Genomic DNA, 18,376 nt, shown 5'->3' with positions numbered 1-18,376 from the left:
GTGCTTAATGCGTTAGCTGCAGCACTAAGGGGCGGAAACCCCCTAACACTTAGCACTCATCGTTTACGGCGTGGACTACCAGGGTATCTAATCCTGTTCGCTCCCCACGCTTTCGCTCCTCAGCGTCAGTTACAGACCAGAGAGTCGCCTTCGCCACTGGTGTTCCTCCACATCTCTACGCATTTCACCGCTACACGTGGAATTCCACTCTCCTCTTCTGCACTCAAGTTCCCCAGTTTCCAATGACCCTCCCCGGTTGAGCCGGGGGCTTTCACATCAGACTTAAGAAACCGCCTGCGAGCCCTTTACGCCCAATAATTCCGGACAACGCTTGCCACCTACGTATTACCGCGGCTGCTGGCACGTAGTTAGCCGTGGCTTTCTGGTTAGGTACCGTCAAGGTACCGCCCTATTCGAACGGTACTTGTTCTTCCCTAACAACAGAGCTTTACGATCCGAAAACCTTCATCACTCACGCGGCGTTGCTCCGTCAGACTTTCGTCCATTGCGGAAGATTCCCTACTGCTGCCTCCCGTAGGAGTCTGGGCCGTGTCTCAGTCCCAGTGTGGCCGATCACCCTCTCAGGTCGGCTACGCATCGTCGCCTTGGTGAGCCGTTACCTCACCAACTAGCTAATGCGCCGCGGGTCCATCTGTAAGTGGTAGCCGAAGCCACCTTTTATGTTTGAACCATGCGGTTCAAACAACCATCCGGTATTAGCCCCGGTTTCCCGGAGTTATCCCAGTCTTACAGGCAGGTTACCCACGTGTTACTCACCCGTCCGCCGCTAACATCAGGGAGCAAGCTCCCATCTGTCCGCTCGACTTGCATGTATTAGGCACGCCGCCAGCGTTCGTCCTGAGCCAGGATCAAACTCTCCGATAAAGTAGTTTGACTGACTACGCACATCGCTGTGCGATTTTTAAAAACTGAATTAACAGGTACGTTTTGTCTTGTTTAGTTTTCAAAGATCATTTTGTTCACTTCGTTCAAGCGACTTTATTATTATAACTCGTTGACTCAGTGAAGTCAATAACTTTTTTTGAATTTCTTTTTTTCGTTATCGCCTTGTTTAGCGGCAACGAATAATAATATACCACCTAGTAAATAATAGTGCAATAGTTTTTTTGAAGAAATACTAAGGAATTTAAAAAGAGCGGCATCCTTTCCCTATGGAGGATACCGCTCTTCTTTATTAGCGTTGTCTCATTTGCGGGAATAACAGCACATCGCGAATAGAAGGGGCATTCGTCAGCAGCATAACCAGACGGTCGATACCGATGCCTAAACCTCCTGTTGGCGGCATACCGTATTCCAGAGCTTCAACAAAGTCTTCATCCATTAAATGAGCTTCATCATTACCGGCTTCACGCTCTTTTAATTGCGCTTCAAAGCGTTCTCTTTGATCAATAGGATCATTCAGCTCTGTAAACGCGTTGGCATGTTCACGGCCAACGATAAACAGCTCAAAACGGTCTGTAAAACGCGGGTCCTCAGGGTTTTTCTTAGCAAGAGGAGAAATTTCTACAGGATGCCCGTAAATAAACGTTGGCTGAATAAGCGTTTCTTCAATTTTTTGCTCGAAGAATTCGTTGATGATATGCCCTACTGTCATAGAGTCTTTAATTTCTACTCCATGTTCTTTTGCATATTCACGCGCCTGTTCAACAGTAACCTCTTCCCAGAAATCAACGCCGGTCGCTTCTTTGACTGCGTCAACCATATGGATTCTTTTCCACTCCGGTTTAAGGTCGATTTGCTCTTCCCCGTATTGAATCGTAGTTGTGCCAAGCACTTCTTGGGCGATATGAGCGACAAGGTTTTCAGTTAAGCTCATGATATCTTTATAGTCCGCATATGCTTCATATAACTCAATCATTGTAAATTCAGGGTTATGGCGTGTAGAGACACCTTCGTTACGGAAAACACGGCCGATTTCATATACTTTTTCTAAACCGCCGACAATTAGACGTTTTAGGTGCAGTTCGATAGCAATACGCATATAGAGTGGAATGTCTAACGCGTTGTGGTGAGTGATAAACGGACGTGCAGAAGCTCCCCCAGGAATGCTGTGCATTGTAGGTGTTTCTACTTCTAAGTATCCATGATCATCAAGGTATCTTCTCATAGCTTGAATGATCTTGCTTCGTGTAATGAACGTATGTTTGCTGTCTGGGTTTACGATAAGATCCAGATAGCGCTGACGGTAGCGCTGCTCAACGTCTTTTAAACCATGGTATTTGTCAGGAAGCGGACGAAGCGCTTTTGTCAGCAATTCAAAGGAAGTTGCTTTAACGGACAATTCGCCTACATTTGTTTTGAAGACTTTTCCGGTTACGCCGATAAGATCACCGAGGTCAGAAGACTTGAAGATTTCATATTGGTCGTCACCGACACTGTCTTTTCTTACGTAGATTTGGATTTGGCCTTCTAAATCCTGAAGATGGGCAAAGCCGGCTTTTCCTTTGCCGCGTTTTGTCATCATGCGGCCTGCGATTGTAACTTCAATAGCTTTTTCTTCTAACTCTTCTTTGGTTAGATCTTGATATGCCGAAATAACTTCTTGAGACTGATGAGTTCTTTCAAAACGTGCGCCGAATGGATCGATGCCGTTATCTCTCAGCTGATTCATTTTATCGCGTCTGACTTGCAGCTGATCATTCAATTCTTCATGGTTATGCTCTTCTTGACTCATTGTTATCACTCCATTACAGATATTGTTTCATGAAAAAAGCAGAAAAACTGCCAGCGTAAAACTAGCAGTGAGCAGCAAATAGAGGTGAGTATTATCCTACTTTTGCATTTTGAAGCTCTTTTGCCTCAACTTCAACCGTAAATGCATCTAAAAGCTGTACAAACTCTTCTCTCGTCTCGCAATGATTGATTTCATTACGAACGTTCGCATTGCCTTTCACGCCTTTCAGATACCATGCAGCGTGCTTTCTCATTTCTCTTACCGCTACGTTTTCACCTTTTAAGTCAATCAGGCGGTCAAGATGCAGTTTGCATACGGCCATTTTTTCGCGTACTTGCGGCTCTTCTTTTAATTCACCTGTTTCAAGATACTGAACCGTACGGTAAATCATCCACGGGTTGCCCAATGCAGCGCGTCCGATCATGACCCCGTCTACTCCTGTCTCATCGAGCATACGCTTAGCATCCTGCGGTGTCTTAACATCGCCGTTTCCGATAACCGGAATCGATACTGATTGTTTAACTTCTTTGATGATATCCCAGTTTGCCGTTCCTTCGTACATCTGCACTCTCGTACGGCCGTGAAGCGCCACTGCTTTACCGCCCGCACGTTCTACAGCCTGTGCATTTTTCACTGCGAAAATGTGGTCTTCATCCCAGCCCATTCTCATTTTCACTGTAACTGGTTTATTAACAGCATCCACTACTGCAGAAACCATTTCGTAAATCTTATCAGGGTCGAGAAGCCATTTGGCTCCCGCATCGCATTTTGTAATCTTCGGCACGGGACATCCCATGTTAATATCAATGATATCAGCAGTTGTGTTTTGGTCTACAAACTTCGCCGCTTCCACAAGGGTTTCCTTTTTTCCTCCGAAAATTTGAAGGCTCAGTGGTTTCTCGCGTTCATCAATATAAAGCATACCCATTGTTCTTGCATTGTTGTAAAGGATCGCTTTGTCACTGACCATTTCAGCGCATACCAATCCGGCTCCGAATTCCTTTACAGTCAATCTGAACGCAGAGTTGCAGACACCAGCCATAGGTGCGAGCACAACCCGGTTTTTCAATTGAATATCTCCGATTTTGAACAATTTTTCTCCTCCTTTCATTTGTTCTATTTTTCTGGCGGCGCCAATTCGTCCGCACTTATATTTAAAACATCAGCTGCATCTTGAATGATGGCAGCTGACGGCAATCGGTTTCCGCGTTCAATTTCGCCGAGAATAGAAACTGATATACCTAATGCTTTTGCAAAACCTTCTTGAGTATAACCTTTCAGCTTTCTGAATGCACGAATTCGTCTACCCCAGATTTCTGCTTCCATACTCTTACACCTTCTTGGTCTGTTTCGGCGCTTGTAGCCTCTTTTTCAACCTGCTGGCAAATTTCCGCAAGCGGCGCAAGGACAAACAAACGCTCATACATTCTCGGATGCGGAACAATTAGTTGCTCTGTTTCAATATTTTCACGATTAAATAACAAAATGTCAAGGTCTGCCGTCCGCGGCCCCCATCTTAATTCCCTTGTTCTGCCTAATTCATTTTCTATCTGCTGCGTCAGTTCAAGTAGTTCAAAAGGGTTCAGTGATGTCTTGATTTCAACAGCCATATTCAAAAATTGAGCTTGATCTTCGTATCCGACCGGGTCAGTTTCGTAAATAGACGACACTTTAGTGACTGTCACCGCAGCATGCTGATGCAGTAAAGCCACTGCTTGCCTTAAATACGTTTCTCTATCTCCAATATTAGATCCAAGTGCAATATAAGCTATGTTGTTCATGACTTTTTTCTCGTAATTTCAATTGCTACTGATTTATAGTGTCCGGGAATTGGCGGGTCTGGCTTAATCACTTTCACCGTACATTGCTGAACAGGCTGAAATTTTTCGAGAACAGTGCCAGCAATACGTTCCGCCAGCGTTTCTACCAATTTTACAGGCTCCCCTTCCACGATAACTTTACATACGTGATAGAGCTCAGCATAGTTGATCGTTTGCTCAAGGTCGTCTGTTTGTCCGGCTTTGCTTAAATCCAGCTCAGCGGTTAAATCGACTTTAAACCGCTGGCCAAGTTTGTTTTCTTCTTTGAACACACCGTGATATCCGTAAAACTCCATACCTTCTACATAAACTTTATCCATGGTGCACCCCTCCCTTATTCAGCATCGCGTCCATCATTTTCGCCATTCTGGCAATTTGCTTTACATCATGGACCCTGACAATGTCACAGCCTTTTTGAATGCCGAGACACACAGTCGCGCCTGTGCCCTCAGCCCGCTCCTCAGGCGGAAGATCCAGAACACGTCCGATGAATCTTTTTCGGGAGGTTGCCAGAAGAACCGGATATCCCAATCCGCTGAAAATCTCTAGTTTGTTCATCACTGCCAAGTTATCGTGATAGGTTTTCGCGAAACCGATACCGGGATCAAGAATAATGTTCTTCTCGTCTACTCCGGCCTTAACAGCAATTTTTACACTCTCCATTAAGTCCGACAGCATATCCGGCAATAAGTCATTGTAGTTTCTTTCAGGGCGGTTATGCATGAGAACAATTGGAACATTATGATCAGCTGCAACGGAAGCCATCTTCGGATCATGTTTGGCTCCCCAAATATCATTGATAATGGATGCACCGGCTTTCACTGCTTCATCTGCGACAGAAGCCTTGTACGTGTCTACAGAAATAGGAACACCAAGCTCTTTCGTAATCCGCTCAATCACCGGAATGACTCTGGACATCTCCTCATCCTCAGATACGCACTCAGCGCCAGGCCTTGTCGATTCCCCTCCGATATCAATGATATGGGCACCATCATCGATCATCTCTTTCGCGTGCAGCAGCGCCTTGTCCAAGCTGTCATATTTTCCGCCGTCCGAGAAAGAGTCAGGCGTTACGTTTAAAATTCCCATCACCAGCGTCTTCTCTTTATATGATAAAGCGCTGGGCTTAGTGTGGATTACTTGTGTTTGATCTATTGTGTGCTGCGCCATGCTCTTCCTCCCTTTTCATACATCATGTTCTTTATTTCTTTTTTGTATAACAATTGAAGAGCGGAGGTTGCTTCTCCGCTTTGGCTTCCATAGTTTACTTCTTCTATTTTAGTAAACGGGATGATTTCAAGAACCGAGTTCGTCATCCACGCTTCGTCAGCTGTCAAGAGAGCTTCTAGCTCATATCGGCCCGTTTTGAGCTCCAGGCCGATATTCTTTGCATTTTCTATGATAAAACGTCTCGTGACGCCGTCCAGAATACCGGTATCAAGCGATGGCGTATAGATACAGCGACCTTTTCTCCAGAAGACATTAGATATGATACCCTCTGCAACAGCTCCATCCTCCGTTAAGAAAATTCCCTCGACACGCGGATCATTTCCAATTTCCCGTTTCGCATACATATTATTTAGATAATGATGAGATTTTAACCGGAACGATCCCTCTGGAGTGTTTCTCCGTATCGATAAAACCTTTCCTTCTTTTTGCAAAGGAAGACTTTCTGGTTTCAGCTGATTCACAAAGCATAAAACGGTCGGCTTATCGTACGTCTGGGCGACAAAGCCTTTATCGCTGATTCCCGCTGATATGTTCAGTCTGACGCGGGCATTGCCATCCTTGATATCATTTAGCTTAAGCAGCTTGTCCAGCATCTCAAGGATCTCATGCTTTGAAACAGTATATTCGATTTGCAGATCCTTAAGCGCGCGTTCAAGCCTTTCTATATGCCAATCAAGCAAAAACGGGCAGCCTTCGTAGAGCCTGAAGGTTTCGAAAACACCGATCCCATATAAAAACCCATGGTCAAAAGGAGAAAGAACTGCATCTTTCTCCTCCATATACCGGCCGTTCACATATATCATCACGCAATAACTTCCTTGCGATATGTCTCAATAAAATTTCTGAGCATTTCTTTCCCAAAGGAGGTCATAATAGACTCTGGGTGAAATTGCACGCCCTCTATCGGGAGGTCATTGTGGCGAATAGCCATGATTTCTCCTTCTTTCGTTTGTGCTGTTACTGTAAAACAGTTTGGCAGCGTCTCAGGTTTTACGATCAGCGAGTGGTATCGCGTCGCAACAAGGGGGTTTTTCAACCCTTCAAAAATGGTTTTGCCGTCATGCTCGATATCCGAGGTTTTCCCGTGCATAAGCCGTTCTGCCCTAACAACATCACCGCCGAACACTTGTGCGATGGACTGATGTCCGAGACATACACCGAAAATAGGAATTTTCCCTGCGAAATGTTTAATTGCTTCGAGACTGATTCCCGCCTCATCAGGGCTGCACGGTCCAGGAGATATCATCAGAAAGTCCGGAGACAGTTCTTCAATTTCTTCGATTGTGATGCTGTCATTGCGTTTCACAACCAGCTCTTCCCCAAGCTCGCCCAAATACTGTACCAAGTTGTACGTGAATGAATCGTAGTTATCAATCATTAAAATCATTTCTCCGCTCACCTCATCTAATTTTTGTCTCTTCTTTGCTCAGCTCTAATGCTCTTTGCATCGCAAAAGCTTTTTTGAATGATTCCTTGTATTCGTGCTTCGGAACAGAATCAATCACAACTCCTGCGCCGGACTGCATAAATGCCTGCCCTCCGGTTGCATAAATGGTTCGAATGACGATATTAAACTGCAGATCGTGATTATATCCAAACCACCCTATAGATCCAGTATAAAGCCCTCGGCGTGTCGGCTCAAGTTCTTCTATAATTTCCATCGTTCTTACTTTCGGTGCACCAGTAATGGTTCCTCCGGGAAACACAGCATGAATAATATCTACAGCGTCATACCCATCCTGCAGTTCACCTTGGACATTAGACACAATGTGCATCACATGCGAGTATTTTTCAATTGCCATGAATTCATTTACGCGCACAGACCCGTACCGTGATACTCTTCCCAGATCATTTCGCTCAAGATCAACCAGCATGACATGTTCCGCGCGTTCTTTTTCATTGTGTATCAATTCGTTTGCAAGCGCCTCGTCTTCTTCATTTGTTTTCCCTCTGGAACGGGTGCCCGCAATCGGTCTCGTCTCTAATAGCTTGCCCTTTTTGCTGACAAGCAGTTCAGGCGATCCGCAAATGATTTGGAAATCAGGTGTTTCTAAATACGCCATATAAGGAGAAGGATTTACTTCTCTCAAGGTTTTGTAAATTTGATATGGGTGGGCAGACAGTGACTGTGACTGCCTTATTGATAGATTGACTTGAAACACATCTCCGCTGGCAATGTATTGTTTGATTTTCTCTACAGCTTGTGAGAACCCATCCTCGGTAAATGGCGCCGCGAAGGAACCATCTGTTTCATGCTTCATCTTTCGCGAAGAGACAGCGGGAAGCTCAGTCAGCCACATCTGCTCTAACTCAGATAGCCTCACATCCGCTGTTTCATGATCAGAACCATTAACATGAGTAATCAGCCATAGAGACTCTTCTTGATGGTCATAAACTGCTATATCATCAAAAACAAGAAAATAAATATCTGGTGTTTCTAGATCATCTAATGAGAGCATTTTAAAATTTTCAATGTACCGTGCGTAATCATAGCTGAGAAACCCGATTGCCCCGCCTTGAAAGTCAGGGAACTCATGATTCGTTTCTGTTTCCAGCGTTTTAAACCAGCTGTGGAAGGCCCGTAATGGATCACCTTCTTTAAACAGCATCTCATCACCATGCTTAATTGTAGTTATTCCGTCTTTTCCTTTCACAGTCGCAATTGGATCAAGACCGGCTATACTGTATCTGCCGCCTCTTGCACTTTCGAGAAGTACATGATGTTTTCGGGATTGCGCAAGTTTCTCAAATTGTTGTAAGAATGAGTCTTTTTGAAAAGGTACTTTTTTGCCTGCCGGTCTGCGTTGTGCCATTTGTATCATTCCTCTATTTTCTTTTTTACTTGTTTTTAATTGTAAAGCAATGTTGTTAGTGAAAAAAGTGAATTTCTCTTCCAAGAATAACATTCGTCGCAGACATGGCATATTTGATGCACGAAATATAAAAAAACTCCCGGCGGACCGGGAGTTTTGGCTTTTTTTAATCGAATTGATACAGCGGCGTGCTTAGATAACGTTCGCCGTTACTTGGAATGATGGCCAATACTTTTTTGCCTTTTCCGAGTTTTTTTGCTACTTGAAGAGCAGCATAAATTGCCGCACCTGATGAGATGCCTCCGAGAATTCCTTCTTCACGTGCAGCTCTGCGGGCATATTCGAATGCTTCTTCATTCTTCACAGGAAAGATTTCATCATATACTTCAGTGTTTAAGATGTCCGGCACGAATCCAGCTCCGATTCCCTGAATTTTGTGGGGGCCTGGTTTTCCTCCTGAAAGCACTGGGGAATCTGACGGTTCAACAGCGTAAATCTTGATGGAAGGGTATGCTTCCTTCAGCACTTCACCCGCTCCCGTAATCGTTCCGCCCGTTCCGATTCCGGCTACAAATGCGTCAAGCGGGTCATCACCGAATTGCTCAACGATTTCTTTACCCGTTGTTTGGCGGTGAATTTCTGGGTTAGAAGGGTTGTTAAACTGCTGCGGCACAAAGTATCCGTGCTTTTCAGCAAGCTCTTCAGCTTTCTTAATGGCGCCTTTCATGCCTTCCGCACCAGGAGTCAGCACAAGCTCAGCACCGTATGCGCGAAGAAGGTTGCGGCGCTCCATGCTCATTGTATCAGGCATAACCAAAATGGCTTTTAATCCTTTAGCAGCAGCAACCATTGCAAGCCCGATTCCTGTATTTCCGCTTGTCGGTTCAATGATCGTATCACCGGCTTTTAATTTTCCTTCTTTTTCAGCCGCTTCAATCATGGCTAAACCGATACGGTCTTTTACACTGCTTCCAGGGTTCATGTATTCAAGTTTTAGATATACATCCGCACTGTTTTCATCTGCAAGGCGATTTAATTTAACGATTGGCGTATTCCCAATTAATTCAGTAATGGAGTTTGCTACACGTACCATTCTCGACACCTCAATTTCCGACTATTTGTATTGGTATTATGTATATAATCTATCAATTTCAAAATTTTTTGTCAATCACTTAGTACTTTTTTCCCCATAAAACCAAGATACATCGGCTTCTTTCCAAAGTGTCTTAACTGTCGCTTTATCGCCTAGCTGATCCATTGCGATTTGCCGTCTGATCTGGTCCTTTACTTCATCAAATGAGAACGTTCTTGCCTTTAGTTTTTCTTTCAGCTGGATAATGGCATATCCGTTGCTGACCTTTATTGGTTCCTGAGACCATTCATCCTCTTTGAGTGTTTTCGCCTCTTCAATGTATGCTGATGGAATGTTGTCTGATGCCTCTGTGACAAAACCTAAATCTCCGCCGTATGGTGATGTATATCTGTCAGTGGATCTTTCGGCAGCGACAGCTTCAAAGCTTGATCCGCCTTTCAGTTCTTTCAGGACTTCTCTCGCTTCTTCTTCATCTTTTACAACAATGTGCCGAATTCGATACGAATCATCAAACTGATATAGTTCCTTATTTTTATTATAGAATGATTCCAATTCTTTGTTTGAGATATCGATATCCCTTGTTAACAATTCCTCAAGGAGGATATTATAACGAATTTGGTCTTTCCACTCTTTCTCCGTCGTATGTTCATCTTCGTAAAAGGAATTATTGACCGCTTTAATCAGCAAAAACTCACGATCAACTTCGCTTTTGGATATTTTAAGGTTGTTCTTTTTAGCCAGCTGCTCAACAACTCGGACATTGATCATATCTTCAAGCGTTGACTTACCATACTGATCTTCCATTTCTTTCAGCCATTCTTCTCTTGTCACACTCTTGCCCCCGATAGTCGCAATAGACTCACCGGATGACGATGCGCCGGCTTGGGATTTCGTCAGCGTATATGCAACAGCAATACAGCAAACCAACAGCGCCCCTAAAATAATGGTCCAGATTGTTCTTGATTTCAAACCTGCTTTCAGCCCCTTTTCTCAAATTAAAAACCCGCTAAAGAGCTTAGCGGGTAGTTTGGTCACGAAGCCCTTCCAGCTCTTCTTTTGTAAATAAGTACTTTTCATTACAAAAATGGCATACTGCTTCGGCTTGTCCATCTTCTTCTATCATATCTTGAATTTCTTTTTTGCCTAGTCCTAAAATGGCTGTTTCGAACCGTTCTTTTGAACAAGGGCAATGGAATCTGACAGGCATCGTTTCCAAAATCTCAGGTTTCTCGCCTAGGACTTCTTCTAAAATTTCTTCTGGTGTCAGCCCTTTTTGGATGAGCTTAGAAATCGGCTCTACTTGAGATAGACGCTGTTCAATTTTTGTGATTGTTTCATCATCTGTTCCCGGCATCAGCTGAATAATAAAGCCCCCTGCCGCAAGAATGGTATTGTCAGGATTCACGAGCACACCTACGCCCACTGATGAAGGAACCTGCTCAGATGATACAAGATAGTAAGTGAAATCATCTCCTAATTCTCCTGAAACGATTTCTACTTGTCCTGTGAAGAACTCGCGCAAACCTAAATCTTTTACGACACTTAACGTTCCGTTTGTTCCAACCGCACGTCTGACATCAAGCTTGCCTTGTTCATTTAAATCAAAATGAACTTGCGGGTTAGAGACATAGGCTCTGACTTCTCCTTTGGCATTGGCATCAGCTACAATAGCTCCGATCGGACCTCCGCCCTCGATTTTCACGGTCAGCTTATCATCGCCCTTCAGCATAGCGCCGAGCATGAGTGAAGCTGTCATTGTGCGGCCCAATGCAGCGGATGCTGTCGGCCACGTACCATGGCGTCTCTGCCCCTCATTTACCATATCAGTCGTTCTCGCCGCATAAGCCCGAACTTTTCCGTCATACGCAAGTGCTTTTACTAAATAATCCATTACTAAACCTCCTATACACTTCCTACGCGGTTTCTTTCATAAATCAATTCCAGCCCTTTTAGGGTTAAGAATGGATCAACGATGTCTATACAATCTGATTCGTTCGCAATGAGCGGCGCTAGGCCTCCTGTCGCAATGACCTTTGGTTCCTGTTTTGCCTGCCATTTCATTCGCTTAACGATTCCTTCCACTTGGCCGACATAGCCAAATAAAATCCCAGATTGCATCGCGCTAACAGTGTTTTTTCCGATAATATTGTCGGGCCGGGTGATTTCGATACGCGGAAGCTTTGCTGCACGCGAGTAAAGCGCCTCTGTCGAAATTGTAATCCCAGGGGCAATCGCCCCGCCCATGTATTGTTTGTTTTCATCAATATAGCAGTACGTTGTGGCGGTTCCGAAATCGACAACAATTAATGGATTGCCGTATAAGTGTATCGCAGCGACAGCATTTACGATTCTGTCTGCCCCCACTTCTTTCGGATTGTCATATTTTATATTTAAACCGGTTTTCATACCTGGACCAACAATTTGCGGCTCGATATGAAAGTATTTTGTGCACATTCTTTCTAACGCAAACATGATTGGCGGCACTACTGACGAAATAATAATGCCATCTATCTGTTCAAACATAAGCCCGGAGTGATCAAATAAGGAGCGCAAAATCATCCCAAACTCATCTTCTGTTTTATGCCTGCTTGTTTCTATACGCCAGTGATATTCTAATTTTCCATCATGATATACACCAAGTACAGTATTGGTGTTCCCCACATCGATAACCAGTAACAACCTCTATCACCACTTTTGAATAGTTTCTCTACTTTACTTTTACAAACATTCTACAATACCATACACGATCAGCGGCTCATTTGTAAACAAATCGATACCAGATTTGGATGATTGTAAAAGCCGCAGCTTAGCCCATCATTTACATAAAAAAACTGCCAGCTTCAGCCGGCAGTTTTTTTAGAAAGAAAGCGAATTACTCTTTCGTATCGTCTTTCTTTTCTTCTGTTTTTGTCAGAATGTTTACTTTCACATCATCGTTCTTTTCATCATCTGAGAAATTACGCTCAGGTAATGTTCCATGATCGATAAGGTGTTTGATCTGTTCAGCGTCAAGCGTTTCAACTTTCAGAAGCGTTTGGGCAATCAATTCAAGCTTGTCACGATTTTCAGTCAGGATTTGTTTCGCACGCTCATAACATTCTTTGATGATGCGCTGAATTTCCTGATCAATTTCGTAAGCGATTTGATCACTGTAGTTCTGTTCGTTGTTGAAATCACGGCCTAAGAATACCTGACCGCCCTGAGACTGTCCAAATTGCAACGGTCCCAGTTTTTCTGACATACCGAATTCCGTAACCATTCGTCTTGCAATATTCGTCGCACGCTGGAAGTCATTGTGCGCCCCTGTGCTGACTTCACCGAAGATAATCTCTTCAGCAACACGTCCGCCCAAGAGGCCGACAATTTTATCAAGCAGCTCCGGCTTTGTTTGGAAATAACGGTCTTCTCTTGGCAGCATAACAGCATAACCGCCAGCCTGGCCCCGAGGAACAATCGTTACTTTATGAACCATATCTGCCTCATCTAAAACGAGACCGATAACGGTGTGTCCGCCTTCGTGATAAGCCACGATATTGCGTTCTTTCTTGGAGATAACGCGGCTCTTCTTAGCAGGTCCGGCAATTACACGGTCCGTCGCTTCGTCAATATCACGCGCATCGATTTTTTTCTTGTTTTGACGAGCCGCTACAAGCGCAGCTTCATTCAAGAGATTTTCTAAGTCAGCGCCTGAGAAGCCTGGTGTTCTCATGGCAATTGATTTTAGGTTAACCGTTTCATCCAGCGGTTTGTTTCTCGCATGGACTTTCAATACAGCTTCACGGCCAATGACATCTGGGCGGTCCACTGTGATTTGACGATCAAAACGTCCCGGACGAAGTAAGGCTGGGTCCAAGATGTCCGCACGGTTCGTCGCAGCAATGATGATAATTCCTTCATTAGCGCTGAATCCGTCCATTTCAACAAGCAATTGGTTTAGCGTCTGTTCACGTTCATCGTGTCCACCGCCGAGACCAGCGCCACGCTGACGTCCGACTGCGTCAATTTCATCAATGAAGATCAAACAAGGCGCATTCTTTTTCGCATTTTCAAACAAGTCACGCACACGGGAAGCACCGACCCCTACAAACATTTCAACGAAATCAGATCCGCTGATGCTGAAGAAAGGTACGCCGGCTTCTCCTGCACAAGCCTTGGCAAGCAATGTTTTACCGGTACCCGGAGGCCCGACTAAAAGCACGCCTTTCGGTATTCTGGCGCCGAGCTCGGCAAACTTGCGGGGATCTTTCAGAAACTCAACAACTTCAACAAGTTCTTGCTTTTCTTCGTCAGCCCCTGCAACGTCTTTAAATTTGACGCGTTTCTTTTCCTCTGTATACAGCTTCGCTTTACTCTTGCCAAAGTTCATGACACGGCTGCCGCCGCCTTGAGCCTGATTGAGCAGGAAGAAAAACAGAATAAAGATAATGACAAATGGGATGATGGTCGTTAGGAACGTCACCCATCCGCTTGTTTCTTGAGCGGGCTCAACCTTTACGTCTGTCTTTTTCAAAGCGTTAAATATCTGGTCTGCTCCCTTTCCTTCAGGAACATGAGTCAAAAAGTATTGATCTTTGTCGTAGTTTTTCAGCTGCCCTTTTACCTCATAAACACCTCTGACAGGCTGAACCGATACGCTATCAACTTTCCCGTCATCCAGGTTTTTGATGAACGTACTGTACGACATATTTTCTGTTTTCGGATTTGAGGTCTGGAAGTAGCTCACAACCCCGATTACTACTAATAAAATAAGTAAATAAAAAATGGTATTACGGAAGACCCGATTCATTCCTTACCTCCTCCCACAGTAAGCACAACTATGTTCAATAGTACCATAGAAAATCATTCCAATACAAACAATAACCATCTCGGAAGCAGGCTGCCGATCAGCTTTCATAAACTGCCGGTTTTAACACTCCGATATAAGGCAGATTGCGATAGCGCTCAGCATAATCAAGTCCGTAACCCACTACAAACGCGTCAGGAACTTCAAAACCGACAAAGTCTGCTTTGATGTTCGCTTTTCTTCCGCTCGGTTTATCCAAAAGGGTAACAATCTTAATTGATTTTGCTTTACGGTATCGGAAGAGCTCTACGAGATAACTTAAGGTTAACCCACTGTCGATGATATCTTCAATAATTAAGATGTCCCGGCCCTCTACAGATGTATCCAAATCTTTAATGATTTTTACTTCTCCAGAAGAAACCGTAGAATTTCCGTAGCTTGATACATCCATGAAATCCATTTCCAAATATGTATCAATATGCTTGATAAGATCCGCCATAAAAGGAAGTGCTCCTTTTAACACACCGATTGCCAACGGAAATGTATCTTGATACTCGCTCGTTAATTCTGCACCTAACTCTTTTACTTTCTTTTGTATCTCTTCCTCTGAGATCAGTACTTTCTCGATATCATGTTTCATCATGATTTTGCTTGCCCCCTACACTTTTCATGCTGTCTATATTGTAATACAATGCGGTCGCTGTTTGGAATCACAAGATCTTCAAAAATTGATTTTTTCAAGCCAGGTATCCAGATAATTTCACCGCTTGCGTCCGTCACAATCGGCCAGTTGTCTCTTTCTTGGAGAGGCAATTTCTTATCAATAAATATATCCTTTACCTTTTTTGAGCCGTTCATCCCTTTTAGTTTGATCCGGTCTCCAGCTTTTCTCGTCCGGATTGTTAAGGGAAACCGCACCTTTTTTTCACTTGTGATAAAAACAGCATTCCCATGTTCTTCAGGCGAGTCCGCATAATGCCTTGCCTCTATCAGATATCCATTAGGGAGCACTGCCGTTTCATCAGAAGCTCCGCTAATTTGGTATTCAAAGGGAACATTTTTGCACTGCCATTGTTCAAATGTAAACAAACATGTCTGATATGATTTGACCACCTTCAGTCCTTTCGGAAAGTCCAGTACTCCTGAAGGACTGCCATTTTCCGCCCAATCGAGAAACTGCTGAATGTGATGGGCTGAAAAGGATGATGGAACGTTTTCATAAAGATAGTTTAATATTAGTTGAACTCCTCTTCTTTGTAAAGGCATCGGGAGGGCAAGCAATTGAGAGGAATTGATTTCAACTGATGTATTAGACTGGCTTGTGATTACTTTATTCATTTCATCTTTCGTTAATGACTGTAAGAATTGCTCATCTTCCGTCAGTGCTTCACTCACTTTCTGAAACCTTTTATGCACATCCGGAGATTCCTGCTTCAAAAACGGGAGCACTGTTTTTCTGAATCTGTTTCTTGTGTAGTCATCTTTGGCGTTGCTTTCATCCGTCCGGTAGCTCAAGCCGTTTTCATGGCAATAGTGAAGGATCTCTTCCTTTGTAATGGTTAAGAACGGCCTGATGATCCGCCCTGTCCCAAAACGTCTAACCGGCTGCATTCCCGCAAGTCCCGTTCCAAGCGTACCCTTAGCCAGTTTCATAAGCATTGTTTCAACCTGGTCATCACCATGATGCGCAAGAGCCAGATAGTCCGCTTGGTGCTTCGACATGATTTCCTCAAAAAACTGGTAGCGGCAATCGCGTGCTGCAGCCTGCTTATTGAGTCCTTTTTCCTGTGCATATGCGGTTACATTGATTTGAGCCGTTTCGCACACGAGCTGTTCAGCTTTACAATAAGCTTGGACAAAACGCATGTCCTCCTCGGATTCCGCACCTCTGAACCGATGGTCAACGTGAGCTGCAATAACATTCGCTGAACGGCCGCATAACGTATGCAACGCGTGAAGAAGAGCCATTGAGTCCGGACCGCCGGAAACGCCTACAATGATTGTCGCCCCTTTTAACGTAAGATTGTGTTTGTTTAAAAAATCTTTGACACTTTTCACAACGTCCTCCTCACAATGAGCAGGTATTTTAAAGATATTCATATCCTAACACTTTCAACCCCTCCAAGCAAAGAAGAAGCATAGGCTCTGCAGTTTGCGCCATTCAGATTAAGAAAAAGATAATATAGGCGAAATAAAGCGCTAAAACACTGATCACGATAAGCGTTGTTTCAAATAACCCCCCTGACTTAGCCGGTTTCTGTTTTGGGGTATATCGCGTCTTCGTTATTTTTCCTTGGCGCGGTTTTTGCTGTCTTTGGCGTGTGGCAGGCTGCGGTGATGCTTTTATAGGCTGTTTTCTTTGTGATGCTTTTTGCCCCGCGTCTAGCATATCCTTTTTCATTTCATCTGCGGATTGATAATCTCCGTTCAAGGCTGAAAAAAGCACTTTTTTATACTTTTGAAGCAGCGGGTTTCCTTCGATGAGAGACCTAAGCTGTTCTTTGGGCTGGTTCGTTTTCTTAAATTCTTTTTTATGCACACTGTTGATCATAATCATGGCAACTGCGAACAGATCATAGGATGGCTCTGCCTTTCTTGTTCCATACCCCCAATAGCCTCTGTCATAAAACTCCGTATACTCTTTTATCGCCCGGCCTTCCTTTGTCGTGCCGCCCACATCAATGCAGCGGATCCTTGCGGGCGGACCAGTTACGATCAGATTATCAGGTTTAAGATCGCCGAATATCCATCCTTGCTGGTGAAGCACCGATAAGCTGGATAACAGCTGAATCATTAATACCGGTATCCACTCTGCTCCTTTATCACTGACATACTTCAAAAGCAGCGGCCCTTTTATGTATTCCATTGCATAAAATGAAAATTTCGTATTGGTACTGGGAATATAGGCATCATCCGTATCAAAAAAAGAAGGCCCCATCGTAACGGACTGGGCCTTTGAGAAAGATTTCAAGACATTCACTTCAGAAGTAATAGACAGGCTGTCATCACTCACCTTTAAGGCAACATGTCCATCTGATGCTTCTGCCAAATACACAATTCCATTGGCCCCTTTACCAAGCTGTTTACGCAATGTATAAGTGTTTCCATTCCACTTGCCTTTGATTGTAGTACCCGGCTTGAGGCTACATGCCAAACTCGTCAAAGCGTCGTTCATCATCTGCCAGCATGCCCCTTCTTGAGCGTATTTTTTCAAACTGCAGTGTCGCTTCACGAATCGCCGGACCTGTCGGCGTGATGCCGCCTGTCGAAAGCTTTGCAAAGAGTGTGGAAAGAGATTGCAGCTTCGGTGTCCAGTTCAGCACAAGCTCGACCTCTTGTTTTTTCCCGGGAAATATACACATCGCAAATTCGTTATTCCCGATTCGGGAATTGAGGCTTACAGACAAATCAATCAGCGCCTCTTTTACTGTTGGAAGCTTTGGCGCCATACTTGCACTTGTATCAACAAGAACCAAAACCTGAAGATGCACCGTTTCTCCAAGCTCGTCTACCACTTCCATGACTTCGCCGCGTTTTTCCGGAGAAAGCTCTTCCATTTCCACATTCTTTCCGAGAATCTGTTTCAGTTCTTGATTGACTACACCTTGTAAGGTTTGCGTCATCGCTTTCTTTGTTACCATTTGAACAGTTTGTGAAAGCTGAGATGCATAAACGACTTGGTGCACACCTCCTCCGGCAAGTGCAATCCCTTCGACTTCCTTCATTGCCTCAGGGTCAATTTGATTTTCTTCCATTATACCAATGACATTTACCGTAATCCCCTGCTCTTTAGCAAAAGCAGCCATTGCAAGCGGGTCTTCCCCATGGTTTGAGCAGCCATCCGTTATCAGCAAAATTTGATTTAAATGTCCGTTGTTCACATTCATTCCTCCTGGAGAATACGAGGATTCTCAGATTCATATATTCCCATCTTCGCCAGAA

At 44.2% G+C, this 18,376-nt stretch carries 18 protein-coding genes and 1 rRNA gene (1 of these 19 only partly in view); all 19 read right to left on the bottom strand.

The window, feature by feature from the left end:
- Positions 1-885: ribosomal RNA gene (locus tag MHH82_RS37260) — 16S ribosomal RNA — on the bottom strand; it reaches 665 nt to the left of the window's first position.
- Positions 886-1,195: 310 nt separating this feature from the next.
- The gene (gene lysS, locus MHH82_RS37255; protein WP_003226674.1) at positions 1,196-2,695 is read right to left on the bottom strand and encodes a lysine--tRNA ligase; all 1,500 of its coding nucleotides are present in this window, start codon (positions 2,693-2,695) and stop codon (positions 1,196-1,198) included.
- Positions 2,696-2,786: 91 nt separating this feature from the next.
- Entirely contained in the window at positions 2,787-3,788 is a 1,002-nt protein-coding gene (gene dusB / locus MHH82_RS37250; protein ID WP_014475588.1) for a tRNA dihydrouridine synthase DusB, read from the bottom strand.
- Between the two features lie 23 nt (positions 3,789-3,811).
- Positions 3,812-4,021, bottom strand: a complete 210-nt coding sequence (locus tag MHH82_RS37245; RefSeq protein WP_003226678.1) for a helix-turn-helix domain-containing protein — start codon at positions 4,019-4,021, stop codon at positions 3,812-3,814.
- Positions 3,973-4,476 carry a 2-amino-4-hydroxy-6-hydroxymethyldihydropteridine diphosphokinase gene (folK, locus tag MHH82_RS37240; RefSeq protein WP_041850247.1) on the bottom strand — a complete coding sequence of 168 codons (504 nt, stop codon included), beginning with the start codon at positions 4,474-4,476 and terminating at the stop codon, positions 3,973-3,975. The genes MHH82_RS37245 and folK overlap by 49 nt, the downstream gene beginning before the upstream one ends.
- A complete protein-coding gene (folB, locus tag MHH82_RS37235; protein WP_072175909.1) occupies positions 4,473-4,835 on the bottom strand; it encodes a dihydroneopterin aldolase in 363 nt (120 codons plus the stop codon). The genes folK and folB overlap by 4 nt, the downstream gene beginning before the upstream one ends.
- Positions 4,828-5,685 carry a dihydropteroate synthase gene (gene folP, locus MHH82_RS37230; RefSeq protein ID WP_041850248.1) on the bottom strand — a complete coding sequence of 286 codons (858 nt, stop codon included), beginning with the start codon at positions 5,683-5,685 and terminating at the stop codon, positions 4,828-4,830. The genes folB and folP overlap by 8 nt, the downstream gene beginning before the upstream one ends.
- Complete coding sequence (pabC, locus tag MHH82_RS37225) at positions 5,667-6,548, bottom strand: aminodeoxychorismate lyase (protein ID WP_003226685.1); 882 nt, start codon at positions 6,546-6,548, stop codon at positions 5,667-5,669. Before pabC ends, folP begins: the two co-directional genes overlap by 19 nt.
- Positions 6,548-7,132, bottom strand: coding sequence for an aminodeoxychorismate/anthranilate synthase component II (pabA, locus tag MHH82_RS37220; protein WP_015715111.1), 585 nt, complete (start codon positions 7,130-7,132; stop codon positions 6,548-6,550). The genes pabC and pabA overlap by 1 nt, the downstream gene beginning before the upstream one ends.
- 13 nt (positions 7,133-7,145) lie before the next feature.
- Complete coding sequence (locus MHH82_RS37215) at positions 7,146-8,558, bottom strand: anthranilate synthase component I family protein (protein WP_015715110.1); 1,413 nt, start codon at positions 8,556-8,558, stop codon at positions 7,146-7,148.
- 166 nt (positions 8,559-8,724) lie between these two features.
- On the bottom strand, positions 8,725-9,651 hold the full coding sequence (gene cysK, locus MHH82_RS37210; RefSeq protein ID WP_015715109.1) for a cysteine synthase A: 927 nt from the start codon (positions 9,649-9,651) through the stop codon (positions 8,725-8,727).
- A 75-nt stretch (positions 9,652-9,726) separates the two neighbouring features.
- Positions 9,727-10,620, bottom strand: coding sequence for a peptidyl-prolyl cis-trans isomerase (locus MHH82_RS37205; RefSeq protein WP_024571698.1), 894 nt, complete (start codon positions 10,618-10,620; stop codon positions 9,727-9,729).
- A gap of 46 nt (positions 10,621-10,666) precedes the next feature.
- A complete protein-coding gene (gene hslO / locus MHH82_RS37200) occupies positions 10,667-11,542 on the bottom strand; it encodes a redox-regulated molecular chaperone HslO (RefSeq protein ID WP_003226695.1) in 876 nt (291 codons plus the stop codon).
- Positions 11,543-11,553: 11 nt separating this feature from the next.
- Complete coding sequence (locus MHH82_RS37195; protein WP_010886388.1) at positions 11,554-12,330, bottom strand: type III pantothenate kinase; 777 nt, start codon at positions 12,328-12,330, stop codon at positions 11,554-11,556.
- A 193-nt stretch (positions 12,331-12,523) separates the two neighbouring features.
- The gene (gene ftsH, locus MHH82_RS37190; protein WP_003243881.1) at positions 12,524-14,437 is read right to left on the bottom strand and encodes an ATP-dependent zinc metalloprotease FtsH; all 1,914 of its coding nucleotides are present in this window, start codon (positions 14,435-14,437) and stop codon (positions 12,524-12,526) included.
- A gap of 97 nt (positions 14,438-14,534) precedes the next feature.
- Positions 14,535-15,077 carry a hypoxanthine phosphoribosyltransferase gene (gene hpt / locus MHH82_RS37185; protein ID WP_072175908.1) on the bottom strand — a complete coding sequence of 181 codons (543 nt, stop codon included), beginning with the start codon at positions 15,075-15,077 and terminating at the stop codon, positions 14,535-14,537.
- A complete protein-coding gene (gene tilS, locus MHH82_RS37180) occupies positions 15,074-16,492 on the bottom strand; it encodes a tRNA lysidine(34) synthetase TilS (protein ID WP_072175907.1) in 1,419 nt (472 codons plus the stop codon). Before tilS ends, hpt begins: the two co-directional genes overlap by 4 nt.
- A 103-nt stretch (positions 16,493-16,595) precedes the next feature.
- Entirely contained in the window at positions 16,596-17,612 is a 1,017-nt protein-coding gene (gene prkT, locus MHH82_RS37175) for a serine/threonine protein kinase PrkT (RefSeq protein WP_072175906.1), read from the bottom strand.
- Positions 17,578-18,315, bottom strand: a complete 738-nt coding sequence (locus MHH82_RS37170) for a VWA domain-containing protein (RefSeq protein WP_003243782.1) — start codon at positions 18,313-18,315, stop codon at positions 17,578-17,580. Before MHH82_RS37170 ends, prkT begins: the two co-directional genes overlap by 35 nt.
- Positions 18,316-18,376: the final 61 nt, after the last annotated feature.

It is taken from the genome of Bacillus sp. FSL K6-6540, from assembly GCF_038007545.1.
Note: the sequence above shows the minus strand (reverse complement) of the source record. Positions and strands in the feature narration are given on the sequence as shown.